18 protein-coding genes and 1 pseudogene are annotated in these 22050 nt (G+C 63.0%); all 19 read right to left on the reverse strand.

Annotated elements, in window-relative coordinates; translation table 11 throughout:
• Nucleotides 1-35: 35 nt before the first annotated feature.
• The 19 genes and pseudogenes from EYF70_RS04170 to EYF70_RS04260 all read right to left on the reverse strand — a co-directional run bounded on the left by EYF70_RS04170 (nt 36) and on the right by EYF70_RS04260 (nt 21910).
• Complete coding sequence (locus EYF70_RS04170) at nt 36-1055, reverse strand: MerR family transcriptional regulator (RefSeq protein WP_131144276.1); 1020 nt, start codon at nt 1053-1055, stop codon at nt 36-38.
• Between the two features lie 84 nt (nt 1056-1139).
• Nucleotides 1140-2039: a DNA-3-methyladenine glycosylase family protein gene (locus tag EYF70_RS04175; RefSeq protein ID WP_131144277.1), complete on the reverse strand. Its 900-nt coding sequence runs from the start codon at nt 2037-2039 to the stop codon at nt 1140-1142.
• Nucleotides 2036-2920, reverse strand: coding sequence for a DMT family transporter (locus EYF70_RS04180; protein ID WP_131144278.1), 885 nt, complete (start codon nt 2918-2920; stop codon nt 2036-2038). The genes EYF70_RS04175 and EYF70_RS04180 overlap by 4 nt, the downstream gene beginning before the upstream one ends.
• 89 nt (nt 2921-3009) lie before the next feature.
• The gene (locus tag EYF70_RS04185; RefSeq protein ID WP_131144279.1) at nt 3010-4044 is read right to left on the reverse strand and encodes an XdhC family protein; all 1035 of its coding nucleotides are present in this window, start codon (nt 4042-4044) and stop codon (nt 3010-3012) included.
• Between the two features lie 13 nt (nt 4045-4057).
• Nucleotides 4058-4540, reverse strand: a complete 483-nt coding sequence (locus EYF70_RS04190; RefSeq protein WP_174800385.1) for a surface-adhesin E family protein — start codon at nt 4538-4540, stop codon at nt 4058-4060.
• Nucleotides 4540-5673 (reverse strand): M48 family metallopeptidase, encoded by a 1134-nt coding sequence (locus EYF70_RS04195; protein WP_131144280.1) that lies wholly within the window; start codon nt 5671-5673, stop codon nt 4540-4542. Before EYF70_RS04195 ends, EYF70_RS04190 begins: the two co-directional genes overlap by 1 nt.
• Before the next feature lie 20 nt (nt 5674-5693).
• The gene (dut, locus tag EYF70_RS04200) at nt 5694-6143 is read right to left on the reverse strand and encodes a dUTP diphosphatase (RefSeq protein WP_131144281.1); all 450 of its coding nucleotides are present in this window, start codon (nt 6141-6143) and stop codon (nt 5694-5696) included.
• Nucleotide 6144: 1 nt separating this feature from the next.
• On the reverse strand, nt 6145-7374 hold the full coding sequence (coaBC, locus tag EYF70_RS04205; RefSeq protein WP_131144282.1) for a bifunctional phosphopantothenoylcysteine decarboxylase/phosphopantothenate--cysteine ligase CoaBC: 1230 nt from the start codon (nt 7372-7374) through the stop codon (nt 6145-6147).
• A gap of 43 nt (nt 7375-7417) precedes the next feature.
• Complete coding sequence (gene lspA / locus EYF70_RS04210; protein WP_131144283.1) at nt 7418-7927, reverse strand: signal peptidase II; 510 nt, start codon at nt 7925-7927, stop codon at nt 7418-7420.
• A gap of 176 nt (nt 7928-8103) precedes the next feature.
• A pseudogene (gene ileS / locus EYF70_RS04215) lies at nt 8104-10985 on the reverse strand (isoleucine--tRNA ligase).
• A 62-nt stretch (nt 10986-11047) separates the two neighbouring features.
• Complete coding sequence (locus tag EYF70_RS04220) at nt 11048-12019, reverse strand: bifunctional riboflavin kinase/FAD synthetase (protein WP_131144284.1); 972 nt, start codon at nt 12017-12019, stop codon at nt 11048-11050.
• Nucleotides 12020-12174: 155 nt separating this feature from the next.
• The gene (locus EYF70_RS04225) at nt 12175-13404 is read right to left on the reverse strand and encodes a tetratricopeptide repeat protein (RefSeq protein ID WP_229420698.1); all 1230 of its coding nucleotides are present in this window, start codon (nt 13402-13404) and stop codon (nt 12175-12177) included.
• A gap of 172 nt (nt 13405-13576) precedes the next feature.
• Nucleotides 13577-14008, reverse strand: a complete 432-nt coding sequence (locus EYF70_RS04230; protein WP_179966304.1) for an ExbD/TolR family protein — start codon at nt 14006-14008, stop codon at nt 13577-13579.
• A 65-nt stretch (nt 14009-14073) separates the two neighbouring features.
• Complete coding sequence (locus EYF70_RS04235; protein ID WP_131144285.1) at nt 14074-14502, reverse strand: ExbD/TolR family protein; 429 nt, start codon at nt 14500-14502, stop codon at nt 14074-14076.
• 4 nt (nt 14503-14506) lie between these two features.
• Nucleotides 14507-15445, reverse strand: coding sequence for a MotA/TolQ/ExbB proton channel family protein (locus EYF70_RS04240; RefSeq protein ID WP_131144286.1), 939 nt, complete (start codon nt 15443-15445; stop codon nt 14507-14509).
• Between the two features lie 78 nt (nt 15446-15523).
• Complete coding sequence (locus EYF70_RS04245) at nt 15524-16183, reverse strand: energy transducer TonB (protein ID WP_131144287.1); 660 nt, start codon at nt 16181-16183, stop codon at nt 15524-15526.
• A 793-nt stretch (nt 16184-16976) separates the two neighbouring features.
• Nucleotides 16977-18518 (reverse strand): SpoVR family protein, encoded by a 1542-nt coding sequence (locus EYF70_RS04250; RefSeq protein WP_371861702.1) that lies wholly within the window; start codon nt 18516-18518, stop codon nt 16977-16979.
• Complete coding sequence (locus tag EYF70_RS04255; protein ID WP_131144289.1) at nt 18518-19786, reverse strand: YeaH/YhbH family protein; 1269 nt, start codon at nt 19784-19786, stop codon at nt 18518-18520. The genes EYF70_RS04250 and EYF70_RS04255 overlap by 1 nt, the downstream gene beginning before the upstream one ends.
• Nucleotides 19787-19987: 201 nt before the next feature.
• Nucleotides 19988-21910, reverse strand: a complete 1923-nt coding sequence (locus EYF70_RS04260; RefSeq protein WP_131144290.1) for a PrkA family serine protein kinase — start codon at nt 21908-21910, stop codon at nt 19988-19990.
• Between the last annotated feature and the right edge of the window lie 140 nt (nt 21911-22050).

The following is a 22050-nucleotide window of genomic DNA, read 5'->3' on the forward strand; positions in this document are numbered from 1 at the left end:
TTATCGAGCCGTTTTCACGCTCGAATCTGGTTTGCTCATGCTGCTTTCTGGCTTGATTCGACCTTGTAGAGCCATGCAATCATCTCGTCCGTCATGCCACGCCCGACGCGAAGGAGGGGTTCTTTCTCCAAGGCGGTCTTGAACCTGCCGATCGTTTCCGGGTTATCACCAACCATGTCGTGGAATAACGCATACTTTTGCAGCGCCACTGCTCTCGATTCCGGCATGATCCCGGCCGGATCGGCTTCGAATTGAATGCGGATCGCTTCGAACAAGGGATGCCATTCCTTGCCGCGGGAACGCTGGTGGCGGCGCATACGCTCCACTTCCGCCGGCAGCAGGTATTTTGCCCAGGTGTCGAGCTTTATTTCCCCCATTATCTCGGCAATATAATCGCGCATTGCCGCGCTGATCCCCGTGCTTTCCCGGATCGCCGGCTCATTGATATGCATTGAGTCTAGCCGGGCCATCAGCGCCGCATCGCCGCCGGTATCGCGTTCAAGCATGCCGATCCAGCGCAGTCCCAATTGCTTGGCTTCCAGGCTGCCCGGCAATGTTTTCTCGGCCATGATCTTGCCGACCTCCGCCACCAATGCCGCCCATTCGGCCCGGCAATCTTCATCGTGCACCATGCGCAGGTTCGCCAGTTCTTCCTTTGAAAAATATTTCTCGTACATTTTCATCTGCTCCAATGTGGTCAGCCAATCGGCCAATTCCGGTTGTTCGCCCCGCGCCAGCCGTGCATGCAGTGCCGTTAAATGCGCATGCATGCGAGCCGCCTCGTCAATCTGGTTTTGCAGCGCGGCCAATTGGCGCTCGACGATGGCCAGCGGGGAAGTGCCGGAATGGGCCAGGAAATGTCCGATGTCGGCCAGCGGCATGCCGAGCTGGCGCAGCGCCTGGATCTGCTGCAGGCGTGCCACGTCGTCGCGGTGATACAGCCGGTAGCCGGCATCGGTACGGACCGAAGGGCGGAGCAGCCCGATGTCGTCGTAGTGGTGCAGGGCGCGAACCGTCAGGCCCGCGTGTTTCGCCAGTTGTCCAATCTTCAGCATCGTCAGCTCCTCTCTTCGGTAAGGCTATCCTCAAGCCTGACGTGGCGTGAGGGTCAAGCCCTTTTCGGAGCTGCAATGACGTGGTCAGGCGCTGTCGTCGGGCGGGGCCAGGCTGGCCCACAGGTGAGCCGCGGCCATCGTACGGTGCGGTTGATATTGTTGCAAGATCTGCTCGGTGCGGAGGATGTCCGGCTTGCTGTCTTCGCCGAGCAGGCGCTGCAGGGCGGCGCGGATCGCCACGTCGCCATGCAGCGAACAGTCGGCGTACCCATACCCGCGCAGCAAGCCGTAGTTGACGGTCCACGGGCCAATGCCCTTGATGGCCAGCAGGCGCTGGCTGATCCGCTCCAGCGGATTGTCCGGGCCGGGGTCGAGATCGAGTTCGCCGCCTGCGACCAGGCTGGCGAAGCGGTGCAGCGTTTCCGCCTTGGCGCGCGAAAATTTCCTCGCCGTCAGCTCGTCGACGGCGATACGGGCCGCGTCGGGCGCCTCCGGATAGCACCACAGGCCGCTGGAATGCTGCCGCCCGGCCAGCAGGATGAACGTGCGGCGCAGCGCGATGGCGAAGGGCAGGTTGATCTGCTGGCCGATGATGGCCCAGGTGAGGGCTTCGAACACGCTGGCCGATTGCACGATCCGCAAGCCCGGCTGGCGCTGCACGAGCGCGCCGAGCAGAGGATCGCCGGCGGCGAACGCGCAGAACGGCGCCGGATCGATGCGCAGGCCGAGGATGCTGCGGAAGGCTTCGTCGATCCGGCGTTCCAGCGCGGGAGAAATGGCGCCGTCGGCCTGCGCGGTGCAGGTGGCGGCGGATGGGGCGAAACTGGCCGCCAGCACGACCGGCACGCCAGCCAGGATCACGCCCTTGCGCAGCGAGTCCGGCCCGACGGTTTCGGCGGTGCCTTCGGCGTCGCGGCCGTGGAAGGCCAGTACGTCGCGCAGGCGGTAGCCCGGCGGCAGCGGGAGCGTGCGCGCCAGCGTCATGCCAGTTTGGCCTTGCCGCCGAAACCCGGCCGGTAGCCGGTGACCAGCGCGGTGCCGGCGATGACGATGGCGGCGCCGGCCAACGTGTACCAGCCCACGACTTCATGCAGGAACAGCGCGCCCCACAGGATGCCGAACAGGGGACTGATGAAGGTGACCGTCAGCGCGGACGTGGCGCCGACATCCCGGATCAGCCCGTAGTACAGCAGGTAGGCGACACCGCTGCACAGCACGCCCAGCGCCACGGCGGCGGCCATGATGCCCACGGTCGGTTCGCCGGGAGCGGGGAAGAACAGCAGCGCCGGCAAGACCATCAGCGCCGCCGTCCACATGCTGCCGTGCGCGTTGGCGAACGGTTCGACGGCCGGCGCCGCCCTGGCATACGTGCTGGCGATGCCGTAATTGAACGATGCGAACAGGGCCGCGGCGATCGCCAGCCCGGCGCCCTCGCGCGAACTGGCGTGATCGAAGCCGACCAGCAGCGCCACGCCGGCGGTGCCGAGCACGATGCCCAGCAGCACCCGGACACTCACCATCTGCCGCTGCCATACCGCGCCGATCAGCGCGCCCCACATGGGCGCCGTGGCATTCAGCACGGCCAGCACCGCGGCCGGCAAGGTGCGCGCGGACCAGGCGAATAGCAGGAATGGCAACGCGGAGTTGAAGAAGCCCAGGATGACGTAATGCTTCCAGTGCCGTTTCCAGTCCAGGGGCTTCTTCATCAGCAGCGCGATCGCCGCGAGGAACAGCGCGGCGAACACCACCCGGTACTCGATCAGCACCGCCGGGCCCAGCACGGGCGCGGCGATGCGCATGAACAGGAACGAGCCGCCCCAGATGGCGGCAAGCAGGATCAGGCGGAACAGGTTGGCGGTGGACATGGTCGTTATCGTTATTGTTCGGCTGACGGTGCGCCCATGCCAGGCAACGCTCATCCGCCGTGGCCGCCATTGTCGGCGCCGCGGCGGATCTACGCCACCCGGATCTTGCTGTCGAATTCGGCGGCGCAGGCACTGCTGCCCGGCGCTTCGAGGGCCGCCGCGTGGTTGACCTGCAGCGCCGACGGCACGCCGTTCTTCACCGCCGTCATTTCAGCCAGGATCGAAATGGCGATCTCGGAGGGCGTCTTGCTGCCGATGTACAGGCCGATCGGCCCATGCAGCCGCTGCAGCTGCGCTTCGGTCAGGTCGAACTGCAGCAGCCGTTCGCGCCGCCTGGCATTGTTGGCACGCGAACCGATCGCGCCCACATAGAACGCTTCCGACTTCAGCGCTTCCATCAAGGCCAGGTCGTCCAGCTTCGGGTCGTGGGTCAGTGCGATCACGGCGCTGCGCCGGTCCAGCTGCATGTCGATGACCAGGTCGTCGGGCATGGCGTGCACCAGGCGCACTTCGGGCAGTGTCCAGCCGGCGCGGTATTCCTCGCGCGGGTCGCACACGGTGACGTGGTAATCCATCGCGGTGGCGATTTGCGCGACGAAGCGCGACAGTTGCCCGGCGCCGATGATCAGCAGCCGCCAGCGCGGCCCGTGCTGGGTGATCAGCGCATCCTCCGTGCGGGTCAGCACGTTGCCGGCGATGGCGCGGTCGAGCCGCACGGCGCCGGTGCGCAGGTCGAGCCGGCGTTCCACCAGCTGGTGCTGTTCCAGCCGGTCGAGCAGTTCGGCGATGCGGCTGGCCGCGGACAAGGGTTCGAGCGCCAACTCGATGGTGCCGCCGCAGGGCAGCCCGAAGCGATGCGCCTCGTCGGCGGTGATGCCGTAGCTGACGATTTCAGGGAGTTCGCGCGTGATGCCTTCGCGCCGCACGCGTTCGATGAGGTCATCCTCGATGCAGCCGCCGGACACCGAGCCGACCACGCGGCCGTCGTCGCAGATGGCGAGCGTGGCGCCCACCGGGCGAGGGCTCGAGCCCCAGGTGCGGATCACCGTGACCAGTTCGCAGCGGTGTCCGGCCGCGATCCACGCGGCGCTGGTCTTGAGTACTTCGAGATCGATGCTGTCCATGGCCCGGACTATACTACGGCGCCGTGTTCGCCGCCGGCGGCCTGGCGGCGGGCGTCTTCCTTGCCTTGTCCTTGCCGCACACCGCCTTCATCGCCGCGGTATAGCGGCTGCCCTCGCTCACCTGTTCGGCATCGAAGGCTTCGAACTTGTAGGTGCCCACGGCCTCGCCCCTGGCCATCGCTTCGGGGTAGAAGGTCTGCGATTGCAGCGTCACGCTGCGCTCGGCGCAGTCGTACAGGTGCAGCGCCTTGACGGACAGGTACTGCTTGCCGTCCGGCGCGGTCTGCGGCTTGTCAAAGGATTCGAGCGTCCACGCGCGGCGCCCGTCGCCGCTGCCTGCCTCGCTCTTCCTGATCGAGGCCTTGTCGAGGTACACCCGGCTGTCCTTCGTGCTGCCAGCCTTGCTCCACGTGGCGGCGTGCGCCGGCGACGGCGCCGCATGCATCAGGCACAGCAGGCAGAGCATGCCCATCGCGGGCGCGGCGGCACGCGGCATCACGGCACCAGCGGCTTCTTGGCGGCCTGCCTGGCCTTGATGTCGGCCACGGTCTTGTCGATCGCGGCCAGCCGCGGCGCCAGGTTCGGATGCACCGCCATGTAGCCGTTCGGCACGGACGCCGGATATTGCGCCGCCAGCTTCTGCCAGAACGCCTTGTAGCGCTCCACGCCATAGCCGGCGCGGGCCAGCATGTACAGCGCCAGCGTGTCGGCCGCCACTTCCAGGTTGGCCGCCAGCGGCTTCACGTTGCCCGTGCCGCCCAGTTGCGCCTGGTCGGGCTGCACGCGGGTGACGTTGTCGATGATGGCCGCCACGGCGGCGGTATTGCGCGCCACCGCGGCGTGGCCCAGCACGTTGTGGGCGATGTCCTTGGCCAGCACGTAGGCGATCGCTTCATCGCCGCCGGCGAAATTGATCATGCCGCGCGTGACCGCGATGCGGCCGCCATCGGCATAGGAATTGACGTTGTCGGCATTGCCCAGGTCCACGCGCATCGCGCAGGCGCGCGTGACGGGCACCTTCAGCACCTGGGTCTGGCCATCGCGCCCGATCGTCATCGACAGTTGCGTGCGGCCGGAAACCAGCGGCGCGAACACCCCGGCGGCGGCCGTTTCGGCCCCGGGGCCGGTGGGCAGCGCCTTGCCGTCGGCGGCCACCAGCGTGTCGCCCTTGCGCAGGCCGGCGCGCGCGGCACCGCTGCCGGCCAGCACGCCGGACACGCGCAGCGCATCGTCGTAGCCCAGCACGGCCGCGGCGGCATCGGCGTATTCGCCCGGATACGACCACTTGTTCTTCGCCGTGAAGCCGAGCAGGCCGCGCGCCGCGGTGCGGCACAGGTCGACGTTATTGATCAGCAGCGGCGCGGCCACGCGGTACAGGCGATCCTGCTGGGTGACCATGGTGTCCAGCGCGGCCCGTGCCGCCTGCATGCGCGGCGTGATGGGCACGGCCTGTTCGGCAGGCGTGGGCTGGACGGGGGCGGTGGTGCGGGACGAGGGCGCCGGCGGCGTCGCGCAGGCCGACAGCAGCAGGGCTGTGGCAATCGACGCCAGCAGCGTGCCGCGCCGCGCGGATGAGGATGAAGTGGGGTGCGACGTTGCGCTGACGCGGGTTACGACGGTTCCTGCCATGGTTCCTTCCTGGTTGATGCTCAATGCTTGCCGGTGCTGCCGAAGCCTCCTTCGCCCCGTTCGCTGGCACCGAATTCTTCCACCACGTTGAAGCCCACCTGCAGCACGGGCACGATGATCAGCTGGGCCAGGCGCTCCATCGCTTGCAGCGTGAAAGCCTGCTGGCCCCTGTTCCACGTCGATACCATCAGCTGGCCCTGGTAGTCGGAATCGATCAAGCCTACCAGATTCCCCAGAACAATGCCGTTCTTGTGGCCCATGCCGCTGCGCGGCAGGATCATCGCCGCATAGCCCGGATCGCCGATGTGGATCGCCAGGCCGGTGGGGACCAGCACGGTCTGGCCAGGCTCGATGGTCAGGGGCGCGTCGATGCAGGCGCGCAGGTCGAGGCCGGCACTGCCGGGCGTGGCGTAGGCCGGCATCAGGTCCTGCATGCGCGGGTCGAGGATTTTTACGTCGATGGTTTTCATGTCATTGGAACAGCGAGTGCTTGCTGGTGCGTTTCGAGATTTCGGAGATCAGCTGGCGGGCCAGCGTCAGTTTCGGTGCCTGCGGCAGGATCGTGTGGCCATGCTCGTCGAACAGCACGATGGTGTTGTCGTCCTGGCCGAACGTGTGGTGGCCGATGTTGCCGACCAGGAGGGGAATGCCCTTGCGCTCGCGCTTGGCCGAGCCGTATTCGAGCAGGTTTTCCGATTCGGCCGCGAAGCCCACGCAGTACGGGTGGCCGGCCAGCGTGGTGCGTGCCGCGATGGTGGCGAGGATGTCGGGATTCTGTTCGAACTGCAGTTGCGGGCCTTGCGCACCGGCGCCGTCGGCGGTCTTCTTGACCTTCTGGGTGCTGGGGTTGGCCACCCGCCAGTCCGCCACCGCGGCCACCGCGATGAATACGTGCTGGCCATCGATCGTGCGGTTCACCGCATCCATCATCTGCTGGGCGCTCTGCACGTCGATGCGGGTGACGCCATGGGGCGTCGGCAGCGCGGTCGGGCCCGAGACCAGCGTGACGTCGGCGCCCGCTTCGCGCGCGGCGCGTGCCACCGCATAGCCCATCTTCCCGGACGACAGGTTGGTGATGCCGCGCACCGGGTCGATCGCCTCGAAGGTGGGACCGGCCGTGATCAGGATGCGCTTGCCGGCCATGACCTTCGGCTGGAACGCCGCCACGATCTCGTCGAGCAGCTGCTCGGCTTCCAGCATGCGGCCCATGCCCACCTCGCCGCAAGCCTGTTCGCCGGCCGCCGGGCCCAGGATGCGGATGCCATCCTCGCGCAGCTGCGCGGTGTTGCGCACGGTGGCCGGATTGGTCCACATTTCCACGTTCATCGCCGGCGCGACCAGCAACGGCAGGTGGCGCGGGCGGGCCAGGCACATGGTCGACAGCAGGTCGTCGCAGGCACCGTGCGCCAGCTTGCGGATGAAGTCCGCCGAGCAGGGCGCGATGACGATCGCATCGGCATCGCGCGTGACATCGATATGGGCCATGTTGTTGCCGACCCGGGGATCCCACTGGTCGGTGTAGACGGGCTTGCCAGACAGCGCCTGCATCGTCACCGGGGTGATGAAGTGGGTGGCGGCATCGGTCATCACCACCTGCACCGAGGCGCCTTCCTTGGTGAGCGCGCGGCACAGTTCGGCCGCCTTGTAGCACGCCACGCCACCGGACAGGCCGAGGACGATCTTCTTGCCGGTCAGTTCCATGCTGTTTCCTCGCCAGGTTGGATGGGCATAATTTGGATGCGTGTTACTTGTTCACGCGCCGCAGTTCGTCGAGGACGAGCAGCGCTGCACCGATGCAGATGGCCGTGTCGGCCACGTTGAAGGCCGGGAAGTGGCCGATGCCGCGCCAGTGGAAATCGAGGAAGTCGATCACGTGGCCGTGCACCAGGCGGTCGATCACGTTGCCCACCGCGCCGCCCAGGATCAGCGCCATCGACCAGCAGAACAGCTTCTGGGCCGCATGCTTCTTCAGCAGGTAGACGATGAAGAGCGCCGCGCCGATGCCGATCGCGGTGAAGAAGTAGCGCTGCCAGCCGCCCTGGTCGGACAGGAAGCTGAACGCCGCGCCCTTGTTATAGGCCAGCACCAGGTTGAAGAAACTGGTGACGTAGCGTTCTTCGCCATAGGCGAACATCTTCTCGACCGTGATCTTGGTGAGCTGGTCGACCAGGATGATGATGGCGGCGATGCCGAGCCACGGCGCCATGCCGCCGCCGGAAGGCTTGCTGGAAAAGGTTTTTTTGGATTTTGCCATTGTTCTTGTCGGGTCCGTGAGTCCGCCGGAAATATTGCAGAAAAACCGGTGACAGGCACCGGTTCTTAAGAAATGTTTCAAATTAATCAGTGGCGCAGCAGGGTTTCAAGGAGCATGCTCCTTGCTGCGTAGCGGAGATGGCCTGAAGCCATCTCCTCCCTGTCACCAGTCTCGCGTTACGCGAAGCGGCGTGCTTCGCCGGCGCCGAACAGGTTGCTGTAGCAGCGGCCGCACAGCGTGGGGTGCTCGGCATGCGCGCCCACGTCGGCGCGGTAATGCCAGCAGCGTTCGCACTTGGCCGCCGCCGATGCCGCCACGTTGACCGCCTCGTCGGCATCGTTCGCCACCTCGACGGCGCGCGCCAGCGATGTGATGAAGACGAACTTCAGGTCGTCACCGAGGCTGGCCAGTTCGCGGAACTTGTCGCCGGCAGCCTTGATTTCCAGCTCGGCCTGCAGCGAGGAACCGATCGCGCCGGAGGTGCGCAGGTCTTCCAGCTGCTTCGTCACCTCGGCGCGTACCGACAGGATCGTGGCGTACTTGGCCAGCAGGGCTTCCGCATCGGCCACGGCGGGCAGCTGCCAGAACGTTTGCGTGTAGATCGTCTCGTCGGATTCGGCGAAGGCTTCGCCGGCGGCGAACACGGCCCACGCTTCCTCGACGGTGAACGGCAGCACCGGCGCCAGCATGCGCAGCAGGCTTTGCGTGATGTGCCACAGCGCGGTCTGCGCCGAGCGGCGTGCCGCCGAATCGACGGCCGTGGTGTACAGGCGGTCCTTCAGGATGTCGAGGTAGAAGCCGCCCAGGTCTTCCGAGCAGTAATTCTGCAGCTTCGACACGACCGGGTGGAACTCGTACTGCTCGTAGTGCTTCTCCACCGACGCCTGCAGCACGGCCAGGTTGGCCAGCGCGTAGCGGTCCGTTTCCAGCAGGTCGCCGATCGCTACCGCGTTGGCCTTCGGATCGAAGTCCGACGTGTTGGCCAGCAGGAAGCGCAGCGTGTTGCGCAGCCGGCGGTACGATTCGGTCACGCGCTTCAGGATCTCGTCCGAGATCGACAGCTCGCCGGTGTAGTCGGTCGAGGCGACCCACAGGCGCAGGATGTCGGCACCCAGCGTATCGGAGATTTTCTGCGGCGCCAGCGTATTGCCCAGCGACTTCGACATCTTCTTGCCTTCGCCATCCACCGTGAAGCCGTGCGTCAGCAGCGCCTTGTAGGGGGGCGGCCGTTCAGCATCGACGAGGTCAGCAGCGAGGAGTGGAACCAGCCGCGGTGCTGGTCGGACCCTTCCAGGTACAGGTCGGCCGGGAAGTGCGACTGTTCGGCATGCGAACCGCGCAGCACGGTCTGGTGCGTGATGCCGGAATCGAACCACACGTCCAGCGTGTCCTTGTTCTTCACATAGTGGGCCGCTTCATCGCCGAGCAGCTCTTGCGGGTCGAGCGCCAGCCAGGCGTCGATGCCGCCCTTTTCGATGCGCTGCGCCACTTGTTCCAGCAATTCCGGCGTGCGCGGGTGCAGTTCGCCGGTTTCCTTGTGCACGAAGAAGGCCATCGGCACGCCCCACTGGCGCTGGCGCGACAGGGTCCAGTCCGGACGGTTGGCGATCATGCCGTGCAGGCGCGCCTTGCCCCAGTCGGGGAAGAACTGCGTGTCGGCGATGCCTTCCAGCGCCGTTTCGCGCAGGGTCGAGCCGCCGTCGATCGGCTGCACGTCCATGCCGGCGAACCACTGCGAGGTGGCGCGGTAGACGATCGGCGTCTTGTGGCGCCAGCAGTGCATGTAGCTGTGGTCGAACATCTTCAGCTCGAACAGGGCGCCCGCTTCGCGCAGCGCCTCGCAGATCGGCTTGGAGGCTTCCCAGATCGTCAGGCCGCCGAACAGCGGCAGGGTCGACACGTATTTGCCGTCGCCCATCACCGGGGTCAGGATCTCGTCATCCTTCATGCCGTGCTGGCGGCACGACACGAAGTCTTCCAGGCCGTAGGCCGGCGCGGAGTGCACGATGCCGGTGCCGGAATCGGTCGTCACGTAGTCGGCCAGGTAGACCGGCGAATAGCGGTCGTAGAACGCATCGCGCGCATGCAGCGGGTGCTTGAAGCGGATGTTCTCCAGTTTCTCGCCGGTGCTGGTGGCGATCACCTTGCCTTCCAGCTTGTAGCGCTGCAGCGCCGCTTCGACCAGGTCTTGCGCCAGGATCAGCAGCACCGGAGCACCGTCGCGCGTGGTTTCCACCAGCGCGTAGGTCACTTCCGGGTGCACGTTCAGCGCCTGGTTGGACGGGATGGTCCAGGGCGTGGTGGTCCAGATGTTGACGAAGCCGGTCTGGGTGGGCAGCGCCGCCAGGCCGAAGGCGGCGGCGATCTTGTCGTGCTCGGCGAACGGGAAGCCGACGTCGATCGCCGGGTCGCGCTTGTCCTGGTATTCCACTTCCGCCTCGGCCAGTGCCGAACCGCAGTCGAAGCACCAGTTCACCGGCTTCAGGCCGCGGTAGACGTAGCCTTTTTCCAGCAGCTTGCCCAGCGCGCGCAATTCGTCGGCCTCATTACCGTAGGCCATCGTCAGGTACGGGTTGTCCCACTCGCCCAGCACGCCCAGGCGGATGAAGCCGGCGCGCTGGCGGTCGATCTGCTCGAGCGCGTAGGCGCGCGCCTTGGTCAGCACTTCGGCGGTCGGCAGGTTCTTGCCGTACAGTTTTTCGATCTGGATTTCGATCGGCATGCCGTGGCAATCCCAGCCCGGCACATAGGGCGCGTCGAAGCCGGCCATGGTGCGCGACTTCACCACGATATCCTTCAGGATCTTGTTGACGGCGTGGCCCAGGTGGATATCGCCGTTCGCATACGGCGGGCCGTCGTGCAGCACGAATTTCGGGCGGCCCTTGGCAGCCTTGCGAATGCGCTCGTAGACCTTCTTGTCCTGCCATTGCCTGACCCAGTTCGGCTCGCGCTTGGCCAGGTCGCCGCGCATCGGGAACGGGGTTTCGGTCATGTTGACCGCGTATTTGCTGGTACTCTTGCCGGGGGCCTTGTCGGCCTTTTTTGCGTTGTCGGACATGGTAATTCTTTATGAAGTGAATCTTGGTGAACTGCGCGGTGAATGTCGGGGCAGGCCGGCACTCAAATTCGGTCGGTGGCGGTAATGGCGCCGCTGCGTTCGCGGAAGTAGCTGCGCGCCTGCGCCGCGTCGCGCTCGATCGCTTCGGTCAGCGTCGGCAGGTCGATGAACTTTTCCTCGTCGCGGATCTTGTGCAGGAATTCCACCTTGACGCGCTGGCCGTACAGATTGGCGGCGAAATCGAAGATATGCACTTCCAGCAGCACGCGGCCGGCGTCTTCCACGGTGGGGCGCACACCCAGGCTGGCCACGGCCGGCAGCGGTGCGCCGGCGATGCCGTGCACCTGGACGATGAAGATGCCGGACAGGGCCGGCCGGTGCGGCACGCGCAGGTTCAGCGTGGGATAACCCAGTGTACGGCCCAGTTTCTGGCCGTGGATAACGTGCCCGGAAATCGAGTAAGGGTGGCCCAGCAACTGTTCGGCCTGGGCGAAGTCGCCATCGGCCAGCGCCGTGCGCACCGCGGAACTGGAGATGCGCGTGCTGCCGTTCATCACGGTGGGCAGGGTTTCGACATGGAAACCGTAACGCTCGCCCGCTTCCTGCAGCAGCTGCACATTGCCGGCGCGGCGTGCACCATAGCAGAAGTCGTCGCCGACCATCAGCCACTTGACGTGCAGGCCGTCGACCAGCACGCGTTCGGTGAAGTCCTGCGGGGTGAGGGCGGCGAAGCTGTCGGAGAAGTGCTCGACGATGACGCGGTCGATGCCGTTCGCTTCCAGCGAGGCCAGCTTGTCGCGCAGGTTGGCGATGCGGGGCGGCGCTTTCGACAGGTCTTTCAGCTTGTGGGCAAAGAATTCGCGCGGATGCGGCTCGAAGGTCATCACGGCCGCTTCCAGGCCGAGGCGCGAGGCGGCGGTGCGGACGTGGGCCAGCAATGCCTGGTGTCCACGGTGGACGCCGTCGAAATTGCCGATCGTGAGGGCGCAGGGCGCACGGGACGCTGCGTTGGGAAGTCCGCGAAATACCTTCATGGATATGAAATCTTTTGCCTGAACCAGGGATTATACGGCGGTTTTACAAATTCACATGGGAAATGCCGCAGCGCACCAGAGCAGGCCGCTGGTGCCCATGTAAAAAAGCGCCGCCTGCAGAGCAGGGCGGCGCTTTCCGGCGAGCGTGGCGGGGATCAGGCCGCGACGTTCGGGTTGTTGGCGTACAGGGTCCAGTAGCGGGCCAGGTCGGCTTCGCCGGCCGTGCCCTTGACGTTCTTCAGCGCGGAGATGGCCTGCGACTTCTTGCCGGCGCTCAGCAGTGCAACGCCGTAGTGCAGCTTCATTTCTTCCGGACGGCGCGCGGTGCCGAACTTCAGGGCCTGGTCCATCAGGGCGATGCCTTGGTCGGCCTTGCCTGCCGACACCATGGCGTAGCCCATGTTGAACAGGCCGTCGGCATCCTTGTTGGCGATCAGCGTGGTCTGCTGGGTCGCCTGCGCCGCGGTACTGTCGGCCAGGGTCTTGTTCGCCAGGTCTTTCAGGCGCTGGTGACGGGCCGCGTCGGTACCGGTGCCCAGCGCGCCTTTCTTGTAGCCCTGGTCGATGATCTTGATCGCTTCAGGCGCATTGCCGGCTTGCAGTGCCAGCTGGGCCATTTCCATGTATTCCGAAGGCTTGCTCAGCTGGCCCAGCGCCAGGCGCAGGCGCAGCACATCCAGGCCCAGGGTGCGCGAGAAGCCCGGCTTGCCCTGCACGCGGTTCAGCAGGTCGGCCCAGTAGCTGGCTTTCGGGTAGCTGCCGGCCAGTTTCTCGATGGTCTGCACGTAGCCGGTCTTGTCGTTCTGCTTCAGCTGGATATTGGCCAGCATCTGCAGGTTTTCTTCCGACTGCTTGCCCGTCTTCAGCGCGGCGGCGGCTTCGTTGAAGCGGCCGCTGATGAAGTAGGTCTGCGTCAGCAGCTGCTGCATCGTCGAGTTGTTCGGGTTGTCCTTCAGCACGCCCTGGATCGCGGTGATGGCTTTCGGGTAATCCTTGGCGCGGTAATACATGCCGGCCAGGCCTTCCTGGAACTTGCCTTTTTCAGCGGCCGACAGGCGGCCGGAGGCGATCAGCGTCTCGAACGCGCGGATGGCGGTCGGCGTGTCGCCCGCGGTCGAGGCGGCGGCGGCGCGCACGCGCTCGATCTGGTATTTCTCGAATTCAGTCTTGTTGCCGACGGCATCGGCGTCCTTCAGCTTGGCCACCGCTTCGCGGGCCTTGCCGCTGCTCAGCAGGCGCTGCGCTTCCTGCAATGGTTTGCCCACATCGGCACGGACCGTATCGGCAGCATGGGCAGCGGACACCAGGCCAGCCATGGGAGCTGCAGCGGTAAAGCCGATGGCGGCCATTACCAGGCCGAGATGGGCGAGACGGAACTTGGACATAAGCGAGGTATCTTTCATCAAAAAACAAGAATAGGCAGGATAACCCGCCTATCGTGGAAAATAAAGAGCCGTACTCCTGAGTTTCAAAAGTTACTCGCACTTACAAAAATCGCGGTACCGAAGTACCGCGATTTTTGTATGCCAGGAATCGAAACTGTCCAGGAAAATACTTTTACTGGAACTGCTCGTTACCGACGAGGCCGATCTTCGTGACGCCCAGGCGCTGAGCCGCGGCCATCACGCCTGCAACGGCGTTGTACTCGACCAGCTTGTTGGGACGCAGGTGCACTTCCGGCTGGTCAGCCTGTGCCGCCACGTTCATCAGCTTCTGCTCCAGCGAAGCGCGATCCGGAACGGTCTGGCCATCCCACAGGATCGTGCCGTCGAAGTCGACGTCGATCGTCACGACCACCGGTTCCACCGTCGATGGCGGCGGCGTACCGACCGGCATGTTCAGGTTCACCGAGTGGTTCGCCTTTGGAATCGTAATAATCAGCATAATGATCAGCACCAGCATCACGTCGATGAGCGGTGTCATGTTCATTTCCATCATTGGTTCCGGATCCGCGCCTGAAGCGCTGCCCGAACCGACATTCATACTCATGGGTGTGTTCCTTATAGAAGACTGCCCGGCGGCTCGCAAACAATCTCGCCGTCCGGGCAGGGGCCTTACATCTTGTCAGGCGGTTCGGTGATGAAACCAACCTTCTGGATGCCAGCGCGCTGGGTCGTGAAGATCACCCGACCGATGGACTCATACTTGACTTCTTTATCGCCACGTACGTGTACTTCGGGTTGCGGCACCTTCACAGCCTCGACCTTCAGAAAATCGAACAACTCATTAGTGTCCGCCATTTTCTTCTGATTCCAGTAGATGTCACCGTCCTTGTTGACGACGATATTGACATTTTCCGGTTTGGTTTGAATAACCTGGTTGACCTCTTCCGGCAGAGTAATCTTCTGCAGTTTGAGAACGACCGGGCTGGTAATCAGGAAGATGATCAGGAGAACCAACATGATGTCCACGAGGGGCGTCGTGTTGATCTCCGACATTACCTGGTCTTCACCGCCGCTATCGGAGCCTACGGACATCGACATGGTATTAGCCTACTTTTTTCGCACGACCAACGGATTCGGCAGTGGACATCGCGCCAGAGATCAGCACGGAGTGCACGTCTGCAGCGAAGGTACGCACTTCTTCCATTGCGGACTTGTTACGACGCACCAGCCAGTTGTAGCCCAGAACGGCAGGAACTGCCACTGCCAGACCAGCTGCCGTCATGATCAGTGCTTCACCCACGGGACCTGCAACCTTGTCGATCGACGCGTTACCGGTCATACCGATGTTGGTCAGTGCACCGTAAATACCCCACACCGTACCGAACAGACCGATGAACGGTGCGGTCGAACCAACGGTTGCCAGGAACGACAGGCCATCTTGCAGGCGCGACTGGACTTTGTCCACGGCGCGCTGGATCGACATCGTCACCCAGGTCGACAGGTCGATCTGCTCCAGCAGGGCGCCATCGTGGTGGGCGGAAGCCTTGGTGCCGGATTCAGCGATGAAGCGGAACGGCGAACCTTCGGCCAGGGTCGTGGTGCCGGCAGCGATCGACGATGCCTTCCAGAACTTGGCGGAGGTTTCCTTGGCTTGACGCATGATCTTCATCTGATCCAGGAACTTGGTGATGATGATGTACCAGGTACCGATCGACATGATCGACATGATGATGATGGAACCTTTGGCAACCGGCCCCGAATTCCACACGGCTTTAGGGCCGAACGGGTTTTCGACCTCTTCCGCGCCAGCGCCGCCGTGGCCGCCGGCATCGGCTGCCGGGGCTGCTGCATCGGCAGCCGGTGCGGCTGCTGCATCGGCTGCCGGTGCTGCTGCCGCTTCCGCTGCCGGAGCTGCAGGTGCGTCTGCAGCGGCCGCGGCAGGTGCATCGGCCATCGCCGGTGCACTCACCAGGGCGGATGCTGCGGTCACCGAGAACAGCACAGCGGCCAGTACAGCGGACAAACGGGTATTCTTAAACATGCTTCCTCCAAATTGATAAAAGATCAGTTCGCTGAACGTAACGACAACGAATCTTGCTAAATGAGACTTTGTCTCGGGTTATTCCAGCGTCCAGACGTATTGCATTTGCATCCACGCTTGTTCCGGCTTGCCGTCAACCATGGTCGGCTTGAACTTGCACTTGCCGATACCATTCACAGCTGCCTTGTCCAAGTCCCGGAAGCCACTGGATTTCACGATCTTGGAGTCGGCAACGCGGCCGTCGACCCCAATCAGGAACGATAAGGTTACCGTGCCCGTTTCTTCGTTACGCAGCGACGACTTCGGCCATTCCGGCTTCGCGCAGGTGCTGAAGTCAGCCACTGCAGGAATACGCACGGACTGGGCCGGTGGCGCCGGCGGTGCAGGAGGTGCCGGTGGTGCCGGTTTCGCCAGTTCGTTCGTTGCCGGCTTGACGTTGGTCGCGTTGGCGATCACATTCTGCGGCGGTGGCGGCTGCTGCACGTTCACTTCGACTGGCGGAATGAACGGCGGTGGCGGTGCTTTCATCTCCGGCGGCGGTGGCGGCGGTGGCAGCTCCTTCGGTGGTGGAGGAGCAACCTCTTCGATGATCTTGGTTTCGACTGGCTCGATCATTTTGCTGATCATCTTCTTACCCAAGCCTGTCACGATCCCGTAGCCAGCGATGATATGCAAGGCCACCACTACCACGACGCCGGTATAGTTCTTTTTGACCTTCCCGTTATCACTAAAATTCATGCCTGCTTTCTCCAATACCTACTCTACTCGAACCCCAAAATAGCGACACAAAGCTACAGCCGCATCCGGGACGTCGGCGAATTATACATACGAATTCTTCATTGTACATAGAATTTTGGGCTCAAAAAACTGGTTAAATTTCATGCCCTTAGCTGCACACCTGCACCAATCTGGCGTCCGTTCCAGGGCACCGCTGACCAACGCTGTGCAAGCCTGTCAGGCAATGCCATGAAGTTTTCCGAATGCGAAAAAAACAGAATTTTCTGCGCGCTTTCCTCCCTTCGAGCAATGTAAAATTTGGTACCGAATTTTGCTTTTTCTACATAATGGGAGCGGTACCTTGGCCTCTCCAGTATATGCAGTTTACGGGCCGGGTGGAGCACCCGATTACAAAAAAACAAGCTTGAAAGTTCACTACAGAAAATCTGCCGAGATCGCGGCGAAATGTAAGTGCGGTCCAGCCGATCTGTCAAGGCGGTCAGACCAGTCTGCGGCAAACGGGAGAGCGGATGACAGTTTCAGGATGACGCGCGGTTATCCGTCACAAGGAGGCGCCGCCTGGGTATACAGAAGGCCAGCGGAAAGGCGGGCAGGAAGACAAGCAGGAGGTCAGCAGGAAGGTCAGCAGAAAGTCAGCAGGAAGGTCAGCAGAAAGTCAGCAGGAAGGAAAGGCCGGGTAGGAGGGCGTTGAACGGCCTGGTTTGCCCGCCTCGTACACGATGAAAACGCCGGCGCCGGGCAACCATCTGGCTGGCCGGCGCCGGCGGGAGCGGTGGACTGCCCGTGAGTGAGTTCAGATCAGGCGGCCGCGCTTTTCACGCTTGCATTCGAGCGTACTGATCAACTTGCCTTCCGGGGATACGGTATCGAGGTGCACATCGAAGCCCCACAGCCGCGCGACATGCTTGAGCACCTCGTGGGCCTGCTGGTTCAGTGGCCGGCGGTTGAACTGGGTGTGCCGCAAGGTCAGTGCCCGGTCATCCCGCGTATTGACGGACCAGACCTGGATGTTCGGCTCCCGGTTGCCCAGGTTGTACTGGTCGGCCAGCTGCTGGCGCACGTACCGGTAACCCATTTCATCGTGGATGGCCGACACGGACAGCTTTTCGTTGCGGTCGTCGTCCAGGACGGCGAAGAAGTGGAATTCCCGGATCAGCCGTGGCGACAGGTATTGGGCGATGAAGCTTTCATCCTTGAAGTTGCGCATCGCGAAATGCAGCGTTTGCTTCCAGTCGCTGCCCGCGATGTCCGGGAACCATTCGCGGTCCTCGGCCGTCGGGTTTTCACAGATGCGGCGGATGTCCGTCATCATCGCGAAACCCAGCGCATACGGATTGATGCCATTGTAATAGGGGCTGTGCACCGGCGGCTGGTAGACCACGTTGGTATGGCTCTTCAGGAATTCCATCATGAAGCCGTCGCCGATCACGCCTTCGTCATACAGCTGGTTCAGGATGGTGTAGTGCCAGAACGTGGCCCAGCCCTCGTTCATCACCTGGGTTTGCCGCTGCGGGTAGAAGTATTGCGAGATCTTGCGCACGATGCGCACCAGTTCGCGCTGCCACGGTTCCAGCAGGGGCGCGTACTTCTCGATGAAGTACAGCAGGTTTTCCTCGGGCTCGGGCGGGAAGCGCGTGGGCGACTGCGCCACCGTTTCCTCTTCGGCCTTGCGCGGCAGCGTGCGCCACAGTTCGTTGATCTGCGATTGCAGGTAGGCTTCGCGTTCCTTCTGGCGGCGCTGCTCCTGCGCCAGCGACAGCTTGGCCGGCCGCTTGTAGCGGTCCACGCCATAGTTCTGGATGGCGTGGCAGGAATCGAGCAGCAGCTCGACGGCATCGATGCCGTGCCGCTGCTCGCACTCGGCGATGTAGTTCTTGGCGAACACCATGTAGTCGATGATCGCTTCCGCATCGGTCCAGGTGCGGAACAGGTAATTCCCCTTGAAGAAGGAATTGTGGCCGTAGGCCGCGTGCGCGATCACCAGCGCCTGCATCGTCAGGCTGTTTTCCTCCATCAGGTAGGCGATGCAGGGATTGCTGTTGATGACGATCTCGTAGGCCAGGCCCATCTGGCCGCGCTTGTAGCCTTTTTCCGTGGACAGGAAGTGCTTGCCGAACGACCAGTGGCTGTACGAGACGGGCATGCCGACGGACGTGTAGGCATCCATCATCTGCTCGGCCGTGATGATCTCGAGCTGGTTCGGGTAGGTATCGAGGCCGAAACTCTCGGCCACGCGCTTGATTTCCTCGTGGGCCTGCTCGATCAGCTCGAATGTCCATTCCGACTGTTCCGGCAGCGCGCGCGGGTGGGGCGGTCGCTTCATCATCTGGTTCATTATTTTGGCTGTTTCTTGAACAGTTCACGGAACACCGGATAGATGTCGGCCGGTGTGACAATTTTCTGCATCGCGAAGTGGTGGTGGATCTCCGGCACCTGCGCATACTGTTCCCACAGGTTCTGCGGCGGGCCATCGGTGATTTCCACATAAGTGTAGTACTGCACCTTCGGCATGATCGTGTTGGTCAGCAGCTGGCGGCACAGCACCGAGTCGTTATCCCAGTTGTCGCCGTCCGATGCCTGGGCCACGTAGCTGTTCCACTGGCCGGCGCCGTAGCGCTCGTCGATGATCTTGTTGAGCAGGTTCAGCGCCGACGACACCACCGTGCCGCCCGACTCGCGCGAATGGAAGAACTCGTGCTCGTCCACTTCGGCCGCCGCCGTGTGGTGGCGGATGAAAACCACCTCGATCTTGTCGTACACCCGCTTCAGGAACAGGTACAGCAGGATGAAGAAGCGCTTCGCGGTATCCTTGCGCTGCTCGTCCATCGAACCGGAGACGTCCATAATGCAGAACATCACGGCCTGTGTCATCGGCTTGGGAATCTTAATGCGGTTGCTGTAGCGCAGGTCGAACGGATCGATGTAGGGAATCGCCAGCAGCTTGGTGTGCAGGTGATGGATGCGCTTTTTCAGCTCGACGACGCGGAAATCGTCCAGCGGCACGTCGGCCAGCAGCAAGGTTTCCAGTTCCTGTTCGGCTTCGGCGAGCGCCTTGCGCGACGGGCCGCCGACGGCGATGCGCCGCCCCAGTGCACCGCGCAGGGAGCGCAGCACGTGGATGTTGCTGGGCGTGCCGGACACGGTATAGCCGGCGCGCTGGCTCTTGAAATCGGTGGTGGCGGTGAGTTGCGTTTTGACCAGGTTCGGCAGCTCGAGGTCTTCAAAGAAGTAATTCATGAATTCTTCGCGCGACAGTTCGAAGATGAAGTCATCCTCGGAGGTCTGGTCGCTGTTGCCTGCCTTGCCGCGGCCGGAGCCGCCGCCGCCCTTCGGCCGGGCGATCTGGTCGCCCTTCTGGTATTCCTGGTTGCCGGGATTGACGACTTCCCATACGCCGCCATGGGCATGCCCGAAGGAAGGCTCGTTCACGTCCTTGACGGGAATCGAGACCTTCTCGCCATTTTCAATGTCGGTGATCGAACGGCCCTTGATGGCGCGCCCGACCGCGTCCTTGATCTGGGCCTTGTAGCGGCGCAAGAACCGTTCGCGGTTGACCGCGGACTTGTTCTTGCCCTGCAGCCGTCTGTCAATTAGGTAACTCAAATCAATCCCCCTAGTAGGGCCGCGATAAACCTACTGCGCGTTGCATTTCGGGTCCTGCAGTGCTCATCGTACTAAAGTACGATTCCGCGCTTCGACCCGAACTGCCGCCGCTCGCTACGGTTTCTCGCGGCCCCTTTACGCTGTAAGCCGTGAACTCAACTGGGAAGGTGCAATCTACGGCTTATTATGGCACTGACAGCCTTACGACGACTTCCGCACACGCAGATACCATTCGCACAGCAGCCGCACCTGCTTGGCGGTGTAGCCTTTTTCCACCATCCGTGCCACGAAGTCGGCGTGCTTGTTGGCATCTTCGGCGCTCGCCTTGGCGTTGAACGAGATCACCGGCAACAGTTCTTCCGTATTCGAGAACATCTTCTTCTCGATCACGGTGCGGAATTTCTCGTACGACGTCCAGGCCGGGTTCTTGCCGCCATTGTTGGCACGGGCGCGCAGGCCGAAATTAACGATCTCGTTGCGGAAATCCTTCGGATTGCTGATGCCGGCCGGCTTTTCGATCTTTTCCAGCTCGGCGTTCAGCGATTCGCGGTCGAAGCTTTCGCCGGTGTCCGGATCGCGGTATTCCTGGTCCTGGATCCAGAAGTCGGCGAATGTCACGTAACGGTCGAAGATGTTCTGGCCATATTCGGAATAGCTTTCCAGGTAGGCGGTCTGGATTTCCTTGCCGATGAAGTCCACGTAGCGCTGCGCCAGGTGCTCCTTGATATAGGAGAAGTATTTTTGTTCGGTCTCCGGCGGGAACTGCTCGCGCTCGACCTGCTGCTCGAGCACGTACAGCAGGTGCACCGGATTGGCCGCTACCTCGGTCGAGTCGAAGTTGAACACCTTCGACAGGATCTTGAAGGCGAAGCGGGTCGACAGGCCGTTCATGCCTTCGTCCACCCCGGCATAGTCGACATACTCGTGGATCGACTTGGCCTTCGGATCGGTATCCTTCAGGTTCTCGCCATCGTAGACCAGCATCTTGGAGAAGATCGACGAGTTCTCCGGTTCCTTCAGGCGCGACAGGATGGCGAACTGCGACATCATGCGCAGCGTGCCCGGCGCGCACGGCGCCTCGGCCAGCGAGGAATTGCGCAGCAGCTTGTCGTAGATCTTTACCTCGTCCGACACGCGCAGGCAATACGGCACCTTGACGATATAGATCCGGTCCAGGAACGCCTCGTTGTTGCGGTTGTTGCGGAAGCTCTTCCACTCCGATTCATTCGAGTGGGCCAGTACCACGCCATCGAAGGGAATCGCGCCGAAGCCCTCGGTACCCTTGTAGTTGCCTTCCTGCGTGGCCGTCAGCAGCGGGTGCAGCACCTTGATCGGCGCCTTGAACATCTCCACGAATTCCATCAGCCCCTGGTTCGCCAGGCACAGGCCGCCGGAATAGCTGTAGGCATCGGGATCGTCCTGCGCGTAATCCTCCAGCTTGCGGATGTCGACCTTGCCCACCAGCGAAGAGATATCCTGGTTGTTTTCATCGCCCGGCTCGGTCTTCGAGATGGCGACCTGCTTCAGGATCGACGGGTAGCGCTTGACCACGCGGAACTGGTTGATGTCGCCGTTGTACTCGTGCAGCCGCTTGACCGCCCACGGGCTGGGAATACTGCGCAGGTAGCGGCGCGGGATGCCGTAATCCTCTTCCAGGATCACGCCGTCTTCGGCCTCGTTGAACAGGCCGAGCGGCGACTCGTTCACGGGAGAACCCTTCAGGCAGTAGAACGGTACCTGTTCCATCAGCGATTTCAGCTTCTCGGCAATCGACGACTTGCCGCCCCCAACCGGACCGAGCAGGTAAAGGATCTGCTTGCGCTCTTCCAGGCCCTGGGCCGCATGGCGGAAGTAGGACACCACCTGTTCGATCACTTCCTCCATGCCATAGAACTCGCGGAAGGCGGGGTAGATCTTGATGACCTTGTTGGCAAAGATGCGGGACAGCCGGGTGTCGTTGCGCGTGTCGACCAGCGTCGGCTCACCGATCGCGGCCAGCATCCGCTCCGCCGCCGTCGCATAGGTCAGGTGATCCTTCTTGCATAACTGGAGATACTCGGAGAGGGACATTTCCTCTTCCTTGGTGCGCTCGTACCGTGCTGCGTAAGTGTCAAAGATCGTCATGTGCGTGTCCTCTGATGTAAACCTACTCGTCACGGAAAGTCCGCCATCGCTGCCGCGCCGCCATCCTGTGGATGCGCGCGGCGTTCATGCAGGGCTTCCCTTACTGTGGCCGGCAGCTGTCGTGCAAGGCTGTCGGCCTG

The organism is Pseudoduganella albidiflava, from assembly GCF_004322755.1.
GTDB classification, from domain to species: domain Bacteria; phylum Pseudomonadota; class Gammaproteobacteria; order Burkholderiales; family Burkholderiaceae_D; genus Rugamonas; species Rugamonas albidiflava.